An 18,011-nucleotide genomic window follows, 5' to 3' on the forward strand; every position below is an offset into this window, starting at 1 on the left:
GAATTTCTCAAGTCTCGTTTCATCATTCTTCAAATGAGACCTGAATATTCAGTACTTAGTATAAAACCGGAGAATGGGATTGTCAAGGACTCACGCGCACCGGCCCACGTGAGGGTGCTCTGCCGGCACACAGGATGGCGGACAATATTTTACGGCCCGGCGATGGGAATGCAGAAAACGCGCCCGCCGCTCTTTCGAGAGCCGCTCTTTGCGAACGGCCAGCAGGCAGCAACCCGCCAGCAGGCCCTGCATCAGGCTTTGCACCACCTGCAGCGCAAATGCGCCGCCCGGAACCAAAAGACCGAAAACACCCGAAAGCGCACACAGCGCCCAGATTTGGCGCGTTTCTTTCCGGCGGGGCCGCTCCCGCAGAAAAACCAATATCGCAATTGCCAGGGTCAACACAGTTACCGCTGTACTCATCGTTTTGCCCTCCCAAACCGCTCATACGTTCGATTTACTTCATCATAGCAAATGTTTGTTCGATTTGCAAGAGGGTAGACAAAAGAAATTTTGCTGGCGCAGACTGAGCCTGCATGCACATCGCGGGAAGGCCTGCAAAGAAAACCGCTCCTTTCGTCGCAAAGGCAACCCCTCTGCCATGAAGAGAACATAAAAAATCAGGGTCTGCCCCAGCCTAAGGGGCAGACCCTGCATCAGCAGAAGCTCTACGGTAAATCCATAAAATAAAAAAGATTTTTCTTTACAGCAGGCATCCTTTTGAAAGGAAGAGCGGCGCGCACACCAGCGCAATGATCGACATCAGCTTGATAAGCGTATTGAGCGCGGGGCCAGAGGTATCCTTGAACGGGTCGCCGACCGTGTCACCCACAACCGCCGCCTTATGCGCGGCACTGCCCTTGCCGCCGTGCTGGCCCTGCTCGATATATTTCTTCGCGTTATCCCACGCACCGCCGGAGTTCGCCATAAAGATCGCCATCATTACGCCCGTGACCAAGGCGCCCGCCAGCGTGCCGCCCAGCGCCTGCACACCGAGCACAAGGCCCACCGCCACCGGGGTCAGAATTGCAATCAGACCGGGGGCAAGCATTTCCTTCAGCGCCGCACGCGTAGAAATTGCGACGCACTTTTTGTAATCAGGCCTCTGATTTCCGCTCATAATACCGGGCATCGTGTGGAACTGGCGGCGCACCTCCTCGATCATCTCAAAGGCTGCCTTGCCCACCGATTCCATTGTAAACGCGGAGAACAAAAACGGCATCATACCGCCGATCAGCAGGCCGATCATCACGCGGGGCTCCAGAATGCTGATCGACGTAAGGTCTACAGCCTCCGCGTAAGAAACGAACAGCGACAGCGCCGTGAGCGCGGCCGAACCGATGGCAAAGCCCTTGCCTACCGCTGCCGTGGTATTACCCACCGCGTCGAGCTGGTCGGTGATTTCGCGCACGGAGGAATCCAGCCCGCTCATCTCCGCGATGCCGCCGGCGTTATCCGCAATCGGGCCGTAAGCATCCACCGCCACGGTGATTCCCGTGGTGGAGAGCATCCCCAGCGCCGCGAGAGCAATCCCATATAGTCCTCCCACAGTATAGGAAACAAAAATTGCCGCGCAGATCGTCAGCAAAGGCACCGTCACCGATGTCATTCCCACCGCGATTCCGCTGATGATATTCGTTGCCGAGCCGGTCTCAGACTGCCGGGCAATCTTTTTGACAAACCCAAACTCAGCGGAGGTATACACCTCTGTCAGAACGCCGATCAAAATGCCGGCCAAAAGCCCTGACATCACCGCAATTCCGGGCCTCAGGCCATCAAACAGCCACCGGCTGAGCAGCAGAGCGCCCGCCATCACAACGCCGCCCGCGAAATAGGTGCCGCTGTCAAGCGCGCGCTTCGGATTCGGATGCTTGCTCAGGCGTACCAGAACTGTCCCGATCACCGATGCAAAGATGCCGACCGCCGCAAGCAGCAGCGGAAACAGCGCGCCCTCCTCGCCAAACGCGGCAAGGCCCAGCGAAATGGCGGATACGATCGACACCGAATAGGATTCGAACAAATCGGCTCCCATGCCGGCCACATCCCCTACGTTGTCCCCCACGTTATCCGCAATAACTGCCGGATTGCGCGGGTCATCCTCGGGAATGCCGGCCTCGACCTTCCCCACCAGATCGGCGCCCACATCCGCCGCCTTGGTATAGATGCCCCCGCCAACGCGTGCAAACAGCGCAATGGAAGAGACACCCAGGCTGTAATCAAACAAAATGTTCGGGTCGCGGACCAGATAATACAGCATCCCCACACCCAAAAGGCCAAGACCTGCTACAGTAAGGCCTGTTACCGCTCCTCCGGAAAAGGCGATGGCAAGCGCACGCCGCATACCGTGCTCCTTGGCGGCGTTGGCTGTGCGCACATTGGCGCGGGTTGCAATATTCATCCCGAAAAAGCCGGCCAGAATCGAAGACACTGCGCCGATCAAAAACGCGGCGGCGCCCAAAAGACCAGCCACCACGGCAATCACAGCAAATACAACCGCAATGAAAACCGCCAGAATTTTATATTCCGCCCACAAAAAAGCATTCGCGCCGTCCCGGATTGCCGCGGCAATCTCTTTCATCCGCTCTGTGCCCTCCGCCTGTGCCGTTACCTGCCTTGCAAGTATCACTGCTGCAAGCAGCGCAGTGAGGGCAGCCCCAGCCGCCAGATAATAATACAAATCCATTCTAAAACTCTCCTCTGCATTCGTTTCCTTTTTCTATCCGGCTGAGTTTCTCGATTCATTTGTGCCGCGTGCGTTCTTGATATTCCATACCGCATAGAAAAATTTAGATATGTTGTGCAATTATACCATGTGAAAAAAGAGCGAGTCAATAAAAGTTCCACATTACGCACAAATTGTAAAAAAGATTTAAGAAACATGCACAAAATACGATGGAATTCGCACTTTCAATTCTTTTGCAGAATGATATGGAGCTTCCCTTTCGCCTCGATCTTCCATTCAAAACCGAAGAAATAAAAAAGAGGAACGGCAGAAAACCTGCCGTTCCTCTTTTTTATTTCTCACGCTACCCGCGGTTAGTCCAGAACATAAATCAGCATATTGCGCACACCAAAGCTGTTACACTGGCTTTCCGTGTCGTAGTACAGGTCGACCAGAATCCGGCCGCTGAGCATCGCTCCGCCGGTATCCGCCGCCTCGGCATAACCGTACACTACCTTGCCGTTGGGCGAAGTAATATACAGCTTTGTTCCATAAGGAATAATCTTGGGGTCAACCGCTACATAGCCAACCTTGGCCGGCTTGCCGGTTGCGGTACGTCCGCCATTCGAAGTATAGGCCGTAGCTTTACCCTTCAGAACCTTTTTGTAAGTCATCTGCTTGCCGTTTTTGTCCGTAAAGGTTGGCGCAGCAGATACCTCTGCCACTACCTCTTTCTTGGAAGGAGCCACCAGCTTTACTTCTGCAACAGGCTGCTTTACAACTGCGCTGCTGACGGTTTCGGTTTCTTTCACGATACCGTCTACGAGCTTTTCACGAACGACAACCTCACGCTCGCCGGTTTCACCGACTGCTGTAACGCGGAAAGAGCCCTGCGAAACGGTGTCGCTCTCTTTTGTGACAGTGGTATACGGAATTTCTTCCGTCTTTGTCACGTCACGGTAGGTGACTCTCTTTACGGTAACTACAAGGCCGTCTCCCACCGGCGTGTCGGGAGAAGGAGTCACAATGTCATCCTCATTCAGAGAGATGCCGCTCTCTTCGAGCGCCTGCTCTACGGTTCCCTCAGAAACCACGGGGCTTACAAAGCCGCCGTCGAGCAGAACGTGAATTCCATACTGCTTTGTCACCTCTACCTTGTCGCCCTCAGAAAGCTCCTGATCCAGAGGAACATTGAGCTGATCTTTGTCGCTCACCTGTACCTTGGCCTTTTCGAGCGCCTGAGCGGCGGTCTCATTCGTGTACATAATTACCGGGGTGGTTTTCCCCTCGGCGGTTACATTGACCTCGTACCCTCTGCGAACATGAATGACAATTCCATGTTCATCATTTCTTGTTACCACATCGTGGGGGCCAACTTTAACTTGGGCCTGTGCCAAAATGTCTTCTGTTTTAGAAGACAGCACCTGAATTGTATAAGTGTTATTATCATCCACAATGGTGGCGGCAATGGTGGTTGCAACCGCTGTTACGACGGAACTTAAAAAAATAATCATCGTCAGCGCGAACGCGACGAATTTTTTCGCCGGGAAATGAAGTTCCAACTTGCATTGTCTCCTTTCTTCTTCCTCAACACCCTGAATATGAAAAAGCCGCAAAGAATCTTTGCGTCGTTGAGGTAAGGAATTCGGATGTGCGTCAATGGCGTTATTATATCTGCACAATATGAATGCTGTCAAATTAGTTTCCTTAGTATTTTTGTGCAGTTTACACAATTCAAAAAAATTATAATTCTTATCAGAAATAATAACTGCCTGTTTTCTCCGATTTTCTATTTTTTCGTCGGTAAAATCAGGCCTGTTTTCTGTGCAAACTGCAAGAAAATGAACGGTTACAAACTTGTTACAATCGTTACAGGCGTGTTTTTGTTTGTAAAATAAGCGAGAAAAAAGCATTATTATTTTGAGAAGAAAGATTTTGAAAGTCAAAAAACTCAGCGATTGCTGGATTTTTTCATTTCTCTTCGCTTTTTTACTGGATTTTGATATCCTGTAAGAATTTGTATTTTTACCGCGAAAAAAATTTCTAAAAAAAAGGCTTGACGAATCTGACTTTTTCGTTTTTCAGGCTTGGCCGCAGGTCGATTCACCAGCTTGTCCTTTCGCGCTTTTGAATAAAAAGTCCGCGAAAGCATCTTCTTATTTGTAATATATTTCCTGTTAAATAATGGGCATAAATAAGCCTCTTTATTTCAGATCCCTGTTTTTATTTCCAAGTTCTTCTGTTTCTTCCAATTCATTTTCCACTGTTCTTTTGGGAAGAATCTTCACATTTCAAAAGCCCGCAAACAACGTTTTGACCACGCTGTTTTTTGCTGTGAAACAATGTAAAAAACACCCGATTTCTCTTTTCATTATATATAGGGAAAACCGGCGTCTTTTCGTGCGTGCCGACACCTCCCGAAAAGTGGCTGTGCAGCTGAGTTTTTTCCTCTTTTCAAAGCGGATCTTTGCCCAAAACATGCAGCGCCGGGATGTCATACATTCTTTTTCCTTGAAATTTGTATAAACGTTCGCTGAAAATACGTTTTGGATATTCTTTTTTCACATTGTTTCACAGGCCGGCCAGTTTTGCTCGACAGAGAACTCCCAATCGTTTTACCTTTGCATTTCTAAAGAGGGAAAATTCTCGCTGTAAAACTGCTTGCTTTTTCTATATATAATGAAAAGGGAAATCATAAAAAATCCCCGCGCTTTCCGAATGGAAAACACGGGGAGAAATGGACTGGAGCAAACGAAGCTCTTTTCGCTTGCGATCAATCGTTCAGCCTTTTATAATAATCGTACTTCGTCTGCACAACCGACTCCATATCGAAATCCGGCAGAATGGCGTCCTCTGTGAGAATTCCCTTATGGATCAGCAAATCCTTTTTATCAGCCGGCAGCATCGCGACATACGGCCTGCCATTATACAGATAGTGATAAAACAGCACCTTCCCCTGCCGGTACAAATCGAGAAGAACGTTGGCCATCTCGTAGATCATGATTTTAGAAAACGCAACCTCGTTTTTCAGGTTATACTCCAGCGCGTATTCCTTGAACACGCCCGTCTTATCAAATTCCACAATCTTCTCTTCGATATATTTATTGAACTTTTTCCAATACAGATCGATAATATCGTCTAAAACACGGTGAGGAATCTCTGTTTTGACAATCTCCTCCAGACGGACGTGCTCATCCGCAAACGCGATCAGCGCTTCGTTATACTGATCACCGGTGGTAATCACCGATACATTTCGTTTGTTGGCGCGGATGACGTTGAGCAGCGGGGTCATGTCCTTGTCGTTGGACATGATGAAGAATTCATCGATATTGTGGTTGGAGTAGATCGAGGTCAATACGTCGATCGTGATTTTCAGATCCGCGTAATTTTTGCCCTGATTTGCGGTATGAATCGTTTCCACCCCGTAAGACTGCAGCAAAGACTGATGATAAGACTCGTGAAGATCGGTATTGTCGAAATTACAGTACACCGCGATCTTGACCACCCGCTTGCCATGAATTCTGCACCACTCGCGCAGCTTTTCGAAAAAGGCCAAGCGCAGCATATTTTGATTTTGTTCCAGCAGGCACTTATACACATTTTCATAGTCCACAAATACGGCTACGTTAACCGGCTCCTGATTTCTGATTCCATCCATATTCTCACCTCTTTCTTAGCGTAACACAATTGCCCCGCATTTACAATCGCCGCATTTCTTTGCCCGGGAGCAAAGCGAAAAACTCCGAATTCTACCTGCTGTATAACAAATCCCTTCCTATTAAAATAGGAAGGGATTTGTTCACAAAACACAAACCGATTGCTTTCAACATCGATCAGGTAAGGAATTGGCTAAAATACAAGCTCACAGCGAGCCAGACGCCGTTCGATCTCTTCAACGATCCGCGCCTCCTCCTGCTCCCCATCGGCAACAAACGTGACGGATACCCGGATATAATGCCCTACGTCGTCCCACGGAACCGTGGAGATCAGCGCATTTCGCAGCAGGTAATCTGAAAACTCGTCGGCCGTATGGAAAACCTGGCCGTCTCGGGTTCCTTTTGGAATCGCCATATACTCGTAAAAGGACGCCTTGGGCGGCGTGGCCAAAAAACCGATCCGGCGCAGCGCGGCAGACAGCAGCTCGTGCCTTCTGCGGTATTTTTCGCAGGTTGCCCTTGTGATTTCCGGATGGCCGAGCGCGTAGGCCCCTGCGTGCTGTATGGCGATAAACTGCCCGGAATCGTTGTTATCCTTTACGGCGGCGACCGCTTTCACGATTTTTTCATTTCCCGCGATAAAGCCCAGCCGCCAGCCGGTCATATTATAGGATTTGCTCAGGGAATGGACCTCGATTCCGACCTCCATAGCTCCCTCCACAGACAAAAAGCTAAGCGGCCGCTCGCCAAAGGTCAGCGCGCCGTAAGCGGCATCCTGAATCACAATGATCTCGTTCTTCTTTGCAAACTCGACCACTGCTTTGTAGAATTCTTTTGTTGCAGCCGCTCCGGTGGGGTTGTTGGGATAATTCAAATAAAGCAGCTTGGCCTTTTGCAGCACCGCCTGCGGGATGGCGTTCAAATCCGGAAGAAAATGATTTTCCTGCAGCAGCGGCAGCGGATACACCCCGCCGCCGAGCCATTTTGTTTTCGTGCCGAGAATCGGATAACCCGGCACGGTCATCAGCGTGATATCGCCCGGGTTGATGAAAGCCTGCGGGATCATCGCCAGCGCAGATTTGGAACCCATGGAATGAAGAATTTGCGTTTCCGGGCACAGCCCGCCAACGCCAAACACATTCTCCATATATGCCGCCGCAGCCTGCTGGAACAAAAGGATGCCGTTGTCCGCGTAACCCCGGTTCTTCCATTCCTTCGCCTGCTTGTACAGAACATCGATCACTCCGGCGTCCGCCATAGCGTCCGGCTCGCCTACGCCCAAATCGATCATTGGTATTTCGGGATGCTCCCGTTCCATCTGGCGCCGGGTCTTCTTGATTTTTTCAAATTTATACAGCTCCGCCTGTTTTCCAAACGATGACCCGCCAATACGGTCTGCAAACAGCTCCTGAAGGTACTCCAATTCACTCCATCCTTTCTCGTAGGCTTTTCCTATTGATCAGTATAACAGGATGTAGTATGATATGTAAAACCGATATAATAGATTATTACGATTTGTTTTTTCGATAATTGAAATCCTATCATCATGGCAGAAGCCAAAAGCTTTCTCTGCCTCGAGTTTCAGGATTCTGAAACCCTGCTAACAAAATCTTTGATTTTCTTAGCAGATCAGGTTTTTATCATAGGAGGCAGTCTTATGAACACCGATACCCTTCGAACCTTTCTTTTGCTGGCGGAACTGAAAAATTACACCCACACTGCAAACCAGCTGTTTGTGGCGCAGTCGACCGTAACCAACCGAATTCAGGAGCTTGAGGCAGAATTGGGCAAGCCTCTTTTTGTGCGCAGCAGAAAGCTGCTGCAGCTGACGGAGCAGGGGGAGCGCTTTCTGGCGTATGCCCGGCGTATTGTAGAGCTGACACAGAGTGCGGCCGAGGAACTGAACAGCATGTCGCACTACCGCTCCTCCCTGCGGATCGGCTCGACCAATACCATTTACGACTGCCACCTGTCCCGTAAGCTGGTGGATTACTCCCTGAGCCACCCGGAAACCAAGCTGAACATCGTCATCGGCCATTCTCACGCGCTGATCCAGATGCTTCAGGATCACACGCTGGACATGGCGTTTTCTTATGTCCCGTATGCCAAAAAGAATATTCAGTGCTCTCTGTTTACCACCGATGAGCTGCTGCTGGTAACCGCTCCGCAGAATCAGGAGTACCGGCAGGGGATTTTACAGCAGGAGCTGGCCGGCATCCCCTATTTATATTGTGATTTTCCGTTTCAGGAGGTAGGCAGCTATATCAAAGACCTGTTCCCGGCAGGGCATGCTTTTTCGCTGGAAATTGACCGCAGCGCGAATTTGCTCCCCTTCTTATACAGCGGCAAGGGATATTCTTTTCTCCCTGACAGCATGGTGCGGGATTCGATTGACCGCGGCGCGCTGCTGACTGTTCCTCTGCTTGATTTTTCGATTCCCCGTGTCAATTGCTATCTTCTCACCAGCGGGACAGCGGACAGCGAATCTCTACTTGCTGCTTTGCGGGTGTGATAAAAACACCGGAGCTCAATGCCTGCTTCCCATAAAGACAATCAGCATTCAGAAATAACCAGTGATCGAAATCATTCTAAGTGACTTTGTGTCGAACAAACAACATGCATCGTAAGGGGGAGTGACTGGATGAAAAAAGAACTCATTCATCAAAGCATGGATTATATCATCCAGCACATTGACGAGAATCTTTCTATTGAAGACGTTGCAGAGCATTTTCATTTCTCAAAGTTCTATTTTTGCAGATCCTTTCAACAGGTGACTGGCGAAAGCGTATATGAATTTATCAAGCGCTTGAAACTGGACCAGAGCGCCGTTGATATGAAGCTGGAAAAAAACAAATCCATAACCGATATCGGGCTGGACTACGGATATAGCTCTTCCAATTATAGCTCGGCATTTAGAAAGCACCGTCACATTTCTCCATCAGAATTCCGCAAATCCACCCATGTAACGGGCATGGCAAATCCGTTTTATCCTGAAGGGCTTTCCCGCTTCGATCCATTTGAAGAATATGATCATAAAATTACAATGCAGGAGCTTCCGGATTTTTTTGTGATCTATGAACGAATGATTGGAAATTATGTTGATTTAAAAGAAAAATGGTTTGACTTTTTAGATCGATACAAAGATGATATCAAATCAGATACCTTATTAATCGAACGCTTTTACAATGATCCGTCAATTACCAGCCTAAACAGCTGCCTGTGTGATATTTGTTTTACCACAGATGAGTTTTGCAAATTAGACCAGGTGACAACTGTAAAAGGCGGCAAATTTGCGACCTATCGTTTTGAAGGGGACATACAGGACATTTTTGGTACCCTACAGGGCCTGTTCAGCGTTTGGCTGCCTGAAAGCGGTTATAAAATGGACGGAAGATGCGGACTGAATATTTACCGGAAAATCAACAAAGAAAAAGGCTCCGTCATTATGGATCTTTGTATCCCCATGAAATAGGGCAAGAATTCAGAAGTATGAAAACAGACTTTCTTCTATCATGAGAATCAGCCGGATGTGGCAGTTCTCACAGAAGAAAGTCTGTTTTATTTTTTGAAAAAGTTAGGGGTGTCTACATGTTTGATATCAGGGAACTACAGGAACGCGTCATTTTCGAGGCCGTTAGAAATAGCAGCGATCTCGAAACCGCCGAAGAAATCATATATGGTCATGACGGATCAGCAAAAAACGAAAGTAATCCCGACTGGGTAAAATCGACAATGTATCGGCTGGAAAACAAATTTGATCCGAAAACAGTGAAACAGATTCGCATGGGCTGCCAATGCGGCTACGGGATGGATCAAAAGCTGGCGCTTTTAAAGGAACTGAAAGCCGCCTCATCTAATCTTGAGGATTTTGCAAGTTCAGATCGGGCAAAAACGGCAGGTCTGTTTTGCAAAGAGGGCGATCTTTATTTGCAGTTTTTCTTTTGTCCTTGCCCTATGCTTGCCGACGTGGATCAATTAGAGACAAAAACATGGTGTCAGTGTACCGCAGGATACAGCAAAGTACTGTTTGAAAAAGCTTTTGGGTGTGAAGTTGATGTAGATTTATTAAAAAGCATAAAATCAGGCGACGATACCTGCCTTATGAAAATTATTCCTAAGGGTTTGATTTGGGAATAAGGAAGCCAAAATCTCATCACTGCCTTCTACGGTTCACTGAAAGGAAATGCAGAATGAGCTGTTTCAAATCAAAAAAATATGAAATTATCCCTACTGAAACATATAAAATATTTCGCAATTGTTCAGGCTGTGGAAGAAAAAATGTTTATTACAGTACCGAAAAAATCAGAATCAATGCCAATGGCAAACAGATCGATGTATGGTTAATCTATCAATGTCAAAAATGCAAGCATACCTATAATCTGCCGATCTATTCGCGGGTTGACAGAAATGAACTGGATCCATCGGAATATCAGGCGCTGCTAAAAAACGATCATCAAATAGCGAACAAATACGGGATTAACAGAAAGATTTTCCAGAAAAATGATGCGGTGATTTTTGAAGAACCGGCCTATCTGTTAAAAGAGATCGGGAACAGCATCAAAGAGAATACAATTGAATTTTTTAATCCTCATAAAATCAGGGTACGTTATGACAGGTTAATTGCAGAATGTTCGGGGATTTCCCGTTCTCAGGCAAAGAAGCTGTTAGAAAGCGGTGTACTAACAGTGATCGGCCTTTCAGACATTCAACGAGTATTTGCATACTCACCTATGCACCTCTACCCACAGTGGCAAACGAATCTTTAAGGCTGGACCAAAAGCAGTTTTTCACAAAATAAAAGCCCTCGGAAACAGCTTGTTTCCGAGGGCTTTTATATCGGTAATTTATCTCTTTGAGAACTGCGGTGCGCGGCGAGCCGCTTTCAAACCGTACTTCTTGCGTTCCTTCATTCTCGGATCGCGGGTCAGGAAGCCTGCCTTCTTCAAAGTAGAGCGCAGGTTCTCGCTGTCGTACTGCAGCAGTGCTCTGGCAATACCATGACGGATCGCACCGGCCTGGCCGGTAACGCCGCCGCCGGCAACGCGGCAAACAACGTCGAACTTGTCGGCCACATTGGTCAGCTCCAGAGGCTGACGCACGATCAGCTTCAGGGTCTCCAGGCCGAAATAATCGTCGATATCTCTATCATTGATGGTTACCTTACCGGTTCCCTGATAGATTCTCACGCGGGCCACAGAGCTTTTTCTTCTTCCAGTTCCGTAAAAATATGGAGCCTTATCGTACATACTTATCCCCCTCCCTTAAAGCGCCCATTCGGCGGGCTTCTGTGCGCTGTGCTTATGCTCTGCACCAGCATACACACGCAGTCTGGTAAGTGCCTCACGGCCGATGGTGGTATCCGGAATCATGCCTTTTACAGCAAGCTCCATTGCCTTTTCGGGCTTCTCACGCATCAGAGTATCGTAACGGACCTCTTTCAGGTTACCGATGTAACCTGTGTGGTGGTAATAATACTTCTTCTGAAGCTTAGAACCGGTCAGAACAGCCTTTGCAGAGTTGATGATAACAACATGATCGCCGCAATCCACATGGGGGGCGAAGGTGGGCTTGTGCTTACCGCGCAGTAAAACAGCAGCCTGTACCGCAACACGGCCAAGCGGCTTACCGGCAGCATCAATCACATACCACTTGCGGTCAACCTGACCCGCTTTGGGCATATAAGTAGACATGAGCGTTTTCCTCCTAAAAAATCTTCGTTTATTCCTCGCAAACCCAACTGGGTTTTTTCCTAAAAGAACAGCTTCTCTGCGGAAGCGATGGAACTGCATTTCTGATACTACCACAATCGGCAGGGGCTTGTCAAGGGCGAAGCTCCGTTTTTTTAATTTATTTTGTATTCCCTCTTATTTTCGCCCGTTTTTAATGCTTTACTCTCTGTTCCTGCACCTTCATTTCACATTTTACCATCTATCTTCTGCAAAGAAAAAACCCTCCTTTTCGGGAGGGATTTCTTTTAGTTTCCGTCTTCCTGAATCCGCTGCGGAAAAACGACGCTGTCCAGCCGCCAGTTTTCCCCCTGCTTTTTCAGGCGCAGGTTTCTTTTCATGGGTGCGGAGCCCTGGGTCTGCATTGTCAGCTCTACCGTGATCTCATCGACCGTCTGCCGCATGATCACCGAAGTGTCCACCAAATATTCCATTGCACCGGGAGACAGAACCGTCTGATCCTGCGAGAAGTACAGCACACCGTCAATTTCCTGTAAAATGGGGTCTGTCCCCTCAAACAGCTCGGAGCAGTACTCCTCTGCCGCTTCAGGCGTGTAAATCGACTGCATGCCTTCCCGTATTTTCTCAGAGGAATCATATTCCCCGCCGGTGATCGGCACAAGCCCTTCCAGCGTGCTTTCTACCGCACTTTCAGAACTCTGCGCGGCCTGGTCACCCACAGAATCCTGCGCGCTTTGAATGGAGTAAGCCGCCACGCGCTTCCCGGCCGATCCAGACAAATCCTCTATCATAATCTGCGACTGTACATCCTTCGCCTGGTCGAGAAGGCCTTGTACAATCCCTTTCACTTCTTCCGAAGACAGCGGCTGCTTTTGGACAAAGCTTTGAACCTCAAGCATCTCGGCCTTTGGGGCCAGCGCTACGGATTCTTCCTTTTCCAGCGATTGAGCGCATCCCCACAGCAGGAAGAAAGCCGTAAAACAGAGCGCAATTCCAGATAATCTGTGCATGTGCTCATCCTCTCCTAAAAATCCTAAATGGATATAATTTGCAGTATTAGCATTTTACACTAAAAATTTAAGAAGTACAAGAAACGTTTTTGTAACCGCTATTGTCAACCAAGTAAAAATAAATATGTTGACAATCCAAATCCCTTTCTGTATAATACAGTTTATGAGGAGGTCGTAAGGATGAAGACAAAAAATTTAGCGCTGACCGCTATGTTTACAGCGCTTACCATGGTTTTAGGGCCGCTGGTGATCGTACTGCCGTTTACGCCGATCCCGATTTCACTGGCGATGATTCCGATTTATCTGTGCGGAGCGCTGCTGCCGAAAAGAAATGCATTCAGCGCGCTGGTTGTATATTTGATGCTGGGAGCTGCCGGCCTGCCGGTTTTCAGTCAGTTCCGCGGCGGACTGGGTATTCTGGTTGGACCAACCGGTGGATTTTTGCTGGCCTACCCGATCATGGCGTTTGTGATTGCACTTCTATTGGAAAAGCTGCCGCAGAACCGCTTTTATTCTGTGGTGATTGCCTTTTCGGTTGCTCTTGTGATCTGCTACACAGCCGGCTGCCTGATGTTTATGGCCGTGGCCCATGCAGATCTGGCAAAGGCGCTTTCCCTCACGGTAATTCCCTTTGTTCCGCTGGACTTGGCAAAAATCGTATTTGCCGCCGCGGCTACTCTTGCTTTGAAAAAAGCGTTGTATCACGCAAAACTGTTGCCTCTTACCTGAATAAAACCTATCACAACATACACAACATAAAAAAATCGCTCCGGTGTTCGGAGCGATTTTTTTATTCATTCAGATTCTTCTAAAATTGCTCTTTGAATAAAAAAACAACCACCCTATTGGGTGGCTGCTTTTATGATGTTGGCATCATCCTATTGTCCCGGGCCGTTACCAGCCAAGTATCTTCGGCACTGATGAGCTTAACTTCTGTGTTCGGAATGGGAACAGGTGGACCCTCACCGTCATCGACACCAACTATTCATTTTTGCTGTCGCTCTTGGCGACTTGATTATAATATCACAGTGTCGGACAAAATGCAAGCATTTTTTTAAAAAATTTTTAAAAAACCTTAATACAGCGTTTTCTCCCTCTTTTCTGCGACGGAGACTGTCGCAGAAAACGGTTTTACACTCAAATATATTCTACTCTGGAGATGTCTCTGCGGGATTTCCCGCTATGTACAAGATTCAGCCTGTATGCTGACGCAGGCATGCCCCTCAGGCCGAGGAAAGCCTGCGTCAGCGGATTTTCTATGCGAGGAAACTCGCTAAAAGCAAAATAATAGATTTTAGAAGAAAATTGCCCTTCGCGACGGAAGAAATGACCTTTTCTGGCCCCTGCCCCGCGATTCATACGCAGGTTTCACCTGCCAGGCCTAAAACCAAAGTTCAGAATACACTCACCGCATTTCCGGCGCTTCTAAAATATTGTGGCAGGCGGCGTATATCCCCAGCGTGACAAGAATGCACCCTGCAGAGAACGCGATTCCCGCCAAATACCAGGGCAGCTGCAGAGCTACAATGGCAATCAGCGCAAGGACTCCGCCCGGAATCGCCAGAACAAGCAGAATCAGCAGCTGAAGGAACGCCAGCAGCCCTTTCGGCGCCGGCTGCCCAAACAGACGGAAGAACAGAATGCTTGTTGAAGTAAACAGGCATCCGAAGCTCGCATACATCAGAATCGAGCAGATCCAGATGATCGGGTTGACCCGCAGGTACAACCACAGCACCGTGAACGCCACAGCGCCGTCGACAAGGGGTTTGGCCAACGTGGTGGCACTGGCCCAGATCAAACGGGACAGCGAAGAGGACGGCACCAGATAAATATACGGCTTCTTCAGCTCCGCCACCCAATCTGCGGCCGCCTGAAAGAAGAACAGCAAATAAATTTCTGTAGACAATACAGAGGCGTACATTGCCTCCGCATCCATTGGGTCGCTATCGCCGCGTGAGACACGCTCCAGAAAGACTGCCATTCCAACCGCGATCAGCACAATCAGGATTGTCGAGGTCGTCAGGAATCCAAAGCGATTTTTACGGCGCATTTCACACAGCTGCTTATAAAAGAACGTATTTGCTCCCCATCCGCCGTGAAAGCCGCCTTTTTTTACGGCATGACGGTTGCGGAATCGCGCCAGGCCCGCGCCGTTTTCATTCGCCTTCTTCTCCTGCATCGCCTCATAGGTGACCTCTGTGCTCTGCAGTACATCCTCATAATAATCAGGATTCCCCTTAACGAGCAGAATCACGCTGGCGACTGTCAGCACGAGGATCAGTACGGTATACAGTGACATCTGGCCGCCATTGCCGGAAACTGCGCCGAAAACCGCACCGCGAAGCCAGCCTGCCACCGGGAATGCATCGAGCAGCGGCGATGACGCTCCTTGCAGCGCTCCCTGATATACATTTTCGGAACGAAGCGCGCCCGCGGCCACATACAAAACCGGCAAAGCCGCCACACCGTAAATCACAGAGCTGATCGTCCTGCGCCGTGCAGGGCTGCCATTGCTCAGGTTATACAGCAGCATGGAAAGAATCTGCGCCAGAATCAGCAGGAATGCCAGACCGACCATCATCATAAAAACCTGACCCGACGTCAGATCAAACATTTGCATCAGCATCGGGGAATACAGCATCAGGAACACAACCACCAGGATCATCGACGTCATCTGCTTCACCAGGCCATAGGCCAGAATCAGATTCGGCCGAAGCGGTGAAACAAACAGAAGATTCACATCCGGCATACTGAAAAACGTAGAGCCGGATTTGACCCCTGACAGCAGGATCATCACCAGCAGCCCCAAAAGCACAAAGAAATAAATTCCCCCGATCAACCGCGTATCGGGAACACCCGTTACAGCCGTATTGCTCTGTCTTGTCAGCACAGAGAATACGATCATTGCAATGACAAACAGATAAGCAATCAGCTTACCCGGATGGCGGAGCATCTCCAGCAGGGAGTTCTTGGCCTGGCAATAGGTCAGGTAGCAAATGGATTTCATTCCGTGGTACCTCCATCCCCATTTTCCGTAATGGAGAAGAAGAGCTGTTCCAGATTTTCTCCGCTTTCCTCAATCTCCGCGCGGGTACGGATCGCCATGATCTTACCGGATTTCATAATCAAAGCCTTGTCCCAGAACTCAGCGACACTGTCGAGCATGTGCGTACTGACCAGCACGGCACAACCCTGATCGCGCAGCTCGGTCAGCATCGTTTTCAGCTCCTTGATCGCGTGCGGATCCAGACCGACCAGTGGCTCATCCAGCATAATCACCTTCGGCTGCGGCAAAAGCGCACAGCATAGGCTCAGCTTCTGCTGCATTCCCTTCGAAAGCTCCTGGCCCAGCTTTTCCTTTTTATCCGTCAGCTCCATTCTGTCCAGCAGGGCCTCGGCACGCTCCCGCCAATCCTGCAGCTGATACGCCCGGGAAATAAATTCAACGTGCTCCCACACGGTCAAAAGCGGGAACAGCGCGGGCAGTTCCGGCACATATCCAAACACGCGTCGGGCTTCCGCCTTTTTGTTCGGTACTCCACAGACGAGAATCGATCCGTGAAATCGCAGGAGCCCCGCAATACATTTAATCGCAGTCGATTTACCCGCACCGTTCGGGCCCATCAGCACGGCAATTTCGCCGGGCTGCACTTCAAAACTCACGTCGTCGTTTGCCAGAAGGCTGTCATATCGTTTTGTCAGATTTGAAACTGTCAGCATATTGTTTCCTTTCACCCTATTTTCAGGTAACTCTCATTTTTCATCCGTTTTAAAGATACAGGAAGCACCCCGGAATGTCAAGGAACGGCAAGGATTCCCAGGTGAACAGACAACTATTTGTAAATCATCATTAAATCATTACAATGAGTAAAATTATCATTCTTTCTGCTCTTCCAACAATAACTTCGTTTTTCGTTTGTTGGATAGGGATTGTTCTAAATCAAAATAAAAAACTTCCTCAAAGCTCTTTTCCAAAGCTACACAAATCAGCAGCGCCAGACGCGCGCTGGGACAAAACTGCAGGTTTTCAATCGAGCTGATCGTCTGGCGAGATACGCCCACCAGCTCCGCAAGCTCGCCCTGTGAAATCCGTTTTTCTGCCCGCCACATGCGGATACGGTTTTTAAAAATCAGTTCCTGCTCCATATTCCTCACCACGTATGCAAAAAATACAACAGCAAATTCGCAAACGCTGCCACCATGGCGGCCACCGTTGCAACCAGATCAGTCTTTTGGCGGTATATTTTGTATTTGTGCAGATATATGACCGAAGTATAGGCCCAAAAGACTGCCATTAAATCATCGCTTTGAATTCCCTTCAAGAGATTGTACACCATCAGAAGAACCATCAAACACATCAGCACGAACTCGCCTTTTCTCCTCGCGCGATTATCTACAAACTCTGTGCCCTCATCACGGATTCTCGCCTGTTTATTGCTCTCTAAAATGACATTACGATCCATATTCTACTCCTTTTCTATCAGCAGGCATCAAATAGAATTTAGTGGCGATATTTAGTCAAGCGGCCAGGTGGTTTTTATATAAAGTCCTACTGAAACAGCGGCAACTGCAAACTCAAGCAGTGCTATCACAAAATGCGATTTCATTTTACTGATGCGATATCCCGAAAACATCACAATTCCACCATACAGCCAAAATACCGTCATCAAATCGTAATAAGTGACCCCTGCCCAAATACGATAAAGCATCAGCGCAATCAAGCAAAACATCATTCCTTTTGTACTGCTGCGGCGCAACCGGTTCTCTATATAAACGGTACCTTCATCCTCGCACTTTGTATGCTTTATCTCGTTTAGGATCTCCTCACGATTTATTCCTGGCACTCCCTCCATTTAAATTCTAATTACAAAATATCATATCCTGCTATCCTTGTCAAGTAAACTTGTCATTATGATATAAATACTTGGCGATTTCGTTTGTTGAAAAGTGAATATTTTAAAAGTATAAGATATCCTTCAAAGGGGCCCCCAAAAGA

Annotated in this window: 18 protein-coding genes and 1 rRNA gene; 5 read left to right on the forward strand and 14 right to left on the reverse strand. The window is 48.5% G+C overall.

Annotated elements, in window-relative coordinates; translation table 11 throughout:
• Positions 1-90 precede the first annotated feature (90 nt).
• The 5 genes from HMPREF1141_RS05445 to HMPREF1141_RS05480 all read right to left on the reverse strand — a co-directional run bounded on the left by HMPREF1141_RS05445 (position 91) and on the right by HMPREF1141_RS05480 (position 7,741).
• Positions 91-423 (reverse strand): hypothetical protein, encoded by a 333-nt coding sequence (locus tag HMPREF1141_RS05445; RefSeq protein WP_009061853.1) that lies wholly within the window; start codon positions 421-423, stop codon positions 91-93.
• Positions 424-703: 280 nt separating this feature from the next.
• Complete coding sequence (locus HMPREF1141_RS05450; RefSeq protein ID WP_009061942.1) at positions 704-2,683, reverse strand: sodium-translocating pyrophosphatase; 1,980 nt, start codon at positions 2,681-2,683, stop codon at positions 704-706.
• A gap of 353 nt (positions 2,684-3,036) precedes the next feature.
• Positions 3,037-4,224: a 3D domain-containing protein gene (locus HMPREF1141_RS05455; protein ID WP_009061907.1), complete on the reverse strand. Its 1,188-nt coding sequence runs from the start codon at positions 4,222-4,224 to the stop codon at positions 3,037-3,039.
• Between the two features lie 1,211 nt (positions 4,225-5,435).
• A complete protein-coding gene (locus tag HMPREF1141_RS05475; protein WP_009061940.1) occupies positions 5,436-6,320 on the reverse strand; it encodes an NYN domain-containing protein in 885 nt (294 codons plus the stop codon).
• A 191-nt stretch (positions 6,321-6,511) separates the two neighbouring features.
• The gene (locus tag HMPREF1141_RS05480; RefSeq protein ID WP_009061836.1) at positions 6,512-7,741 is read right to left on the reverse strand and encodes an LL-diaminopimelate aminotransferase; all 1,230 of its coding nucleotides are present in this window, start codon (positions 7,739-7,741) and stop codon (positions 6,512-6,514) included.
• 234 nt (positions 7,742-7,975) lie between these two features.
• Between HMPREF1141_RS05480 and HMPREF1141_RS05485 the strand changes: the two genes are divergently transcribed.
• The 4 genes from HMPREF1141_RS05485 to HMPREF1141_RS05500 all read left to right on the forward strand — a co-directional run bounded on the left by HMPREF1141_RS05485 (position 7,976) and on the right by HMPREF1141_RS05500 (position 11,084).
• Positions 7,976-8,830, forward strand: coding sequence for a LysR family transcriptional regulator (locus HMPREF1141_RS05485; protein ID WP_009061938.1), 855 nt, complete (start codon positions 7,976-7,978; stop codon positions 8,828-8,830).
• Positions 8,831-8,959: 129 nt separating this feature from the next.
• Positions 8,960-9,790, forward strand: coding sequence for an AraC family transcriptional regulator (locus tag HMPREF1141_RS05490; RefSeq protein WP_009061915.1), 831 nt, complete (start codon positions 8,960-8,962; stop codon positions 9,788-9,790).
• Positions 9,791-9,906: 116 nt separating this feature from the next.
• Positions 9,907-10,455: a DUF6144 family protein gene (locus tag HMPREF1141_RS05495; RefSeq protein ID WP_009061890.1), complete on the forward strand. Its 549-nt coding sequence runs from the start codon at positions 9,907-9,909 to the stop codon at positions 10,453-10,455.
• Between the two features lie 53 nt (positions 10,456-10,508).
• Positions 10,509-11,084 carry a DUF1062 domain-containing protein gene (locus HMPREF1141_RS05500; protein WP_009061900.1) on the forward strand — a complete coding sequence of 192 codons (576 nt, stop codon included), beginning with the start codon at positions 10,509-10,511 and terminating at the stop codon, positions 11,082-11,084.
• Positions 11,085-11,162: 78 nt separating this feature from the next.
• Here the strand turns inward: HMPREF1141_RS05500 and rpsI are convergent, their stop codons facing one another.
• The 3 genes from rpsI to HMPREF1141_RS05515 form a co-directional block, all read right to left on the reverse strand.
• Complete coding sequence (gene rpsI, locus HMPREF1141_RS05505; protein WP_009061842.1) at positions 11,163-11,564, reverse strand: 30S ribosomal protein S9; 402 nt, start codon at positions 11,562-11,564, stop codon at positions 11,163-11,165.
• 15 nt (positions 11,565-11,579) lie between these two features.
• Complete coding sequence (gene rplM / locus HMPREF1141_RS05510) at positions 11,580-12,008, reverse strand: 50S ribosomal protein L13 (RefSeq protein WP_009061844.1); 429 nt, start codon at positions 12,006-12,008, stop codon at positions 11,580-11,582.
• Between the two features lie 284 nt (positions 12,009-12,292).
• A complete protein-coding gene (locus tag HMPREF1141_RS05515; protein ID WP_009061952.1) occupies positions 12,293-13,015 on the reverse strand; it encodes a lipoprotein in 723 nt (240 codons plus the stop codon).
• A 180-nt stretch (positions 13,016-13,195) separates the two neighbouring features.
• Here HMPREF1141_RS05515 and HMPREF1141_RS05520 point away from each other — a divergent pair, with 180 nt between their 5' ends.
• A complete protein-coding gene (locus tag HMPREF1141_RS05520) occupies positions 13,196-13,744 on the forward strand; it encodes a biotin transporter BioY (protein WP_009061934.1) in 549 nt (182 codons plus the stop codon).
• Positions 13,745-13,880: 136 nt separating this feature from the next.
• Here the strand turns inward: HMPREF1141_RS05520 and rrf are convergent.
• The 6 genes from rrf to HMPREF1141_RS16835 all read right to left on the reverse strand — a co-directional run bounded on the left by rrf (position 13,881) and on the right by HMPREF1141_RS16835 (position 17,859).
• Positions 13,881-13,997 (reverse strand): 5S ribosomal RNA (gene rrf, locus HMPREF1141_RS05525).
• 423 nt (positions 13,998-14,420) lie between these two features.
• Positions 14,421-16,022: a putative ABC exporter domain-containing protein gene (locus HMPREF1141_RS05530; protein ID WP_009061926.1), complete on the reverse strand. Its 1,602-nt coding sequence runs from the start codon at positions 16,020-16,022 to the stop codon at positions 14,421-14,423.
• The gene (locus HMPREF1141_RS05535) at positions 16,019-16,735 is read right to left on the reverse strand and encodes an ABC transporter ATP-binding protein (RefSeq protein ID WP_009061888.1); all 717 of its coding nucleotides are present in this window, start codon (positions 16,733-16,735) and stop codon (positions 16,019-16,021) included. Before HMPREF1141_RS05535 ends, HMPREF1141_RS05530 begins: the two co-directional genes overlap by 4 nt.
• 156 nt (positions 16,736-16,891) lie before the next feature.
• On the reverse strand, positions 16,892-17,161 hold the full coding sequence (locus tag HMPREF1141_RS05540; protein WP_009061921.1) for a helix-turn-helix transcriptional regulator: 270 nt from the start codon (positions 17,159-17,161) through the stop codon (positions 16,892-16,894).
• 5 nt (positions 17,162-17,166) lie between these two features.
• The gene (locus tag HMPREF1141_RS05545) at positions 17,167-17,478 is read right to left on the reverse strand and encodes a DUF6442 family protein (protein WP_009061839.1); all 312 of its coding nucleotides are present in this window, start codon (positions 17,476-17,478) and stop codon (positions 17,167-17,169) included.
• 51 nt (positions 17,479-17,529) lie between these two features.
• Positions 17,530-17,859, reverse strand: coding sequence for a DUF6442 family protein (locus tag HMPREF1141_RS16835; RefSeq protein ID WP_155863520.1), 330 nt, complete (start codon positions 17,857-17,859; stop codon positions 17,530-17,532).
• Between the last annotated feature and the right edge of the window lie 152 nt (positions 17,860-18,011).

This window comes from Clostridium sp. MSTE9 (assembly GCF_000277625.1).
In the GTDB taxonomy this organism is placed as follows: Bacteria; Bacillota; Clostridia; order Oscillospirales; family Acutalibacteraceae; genus Faecalispora; species Faecalispora jeddahensis.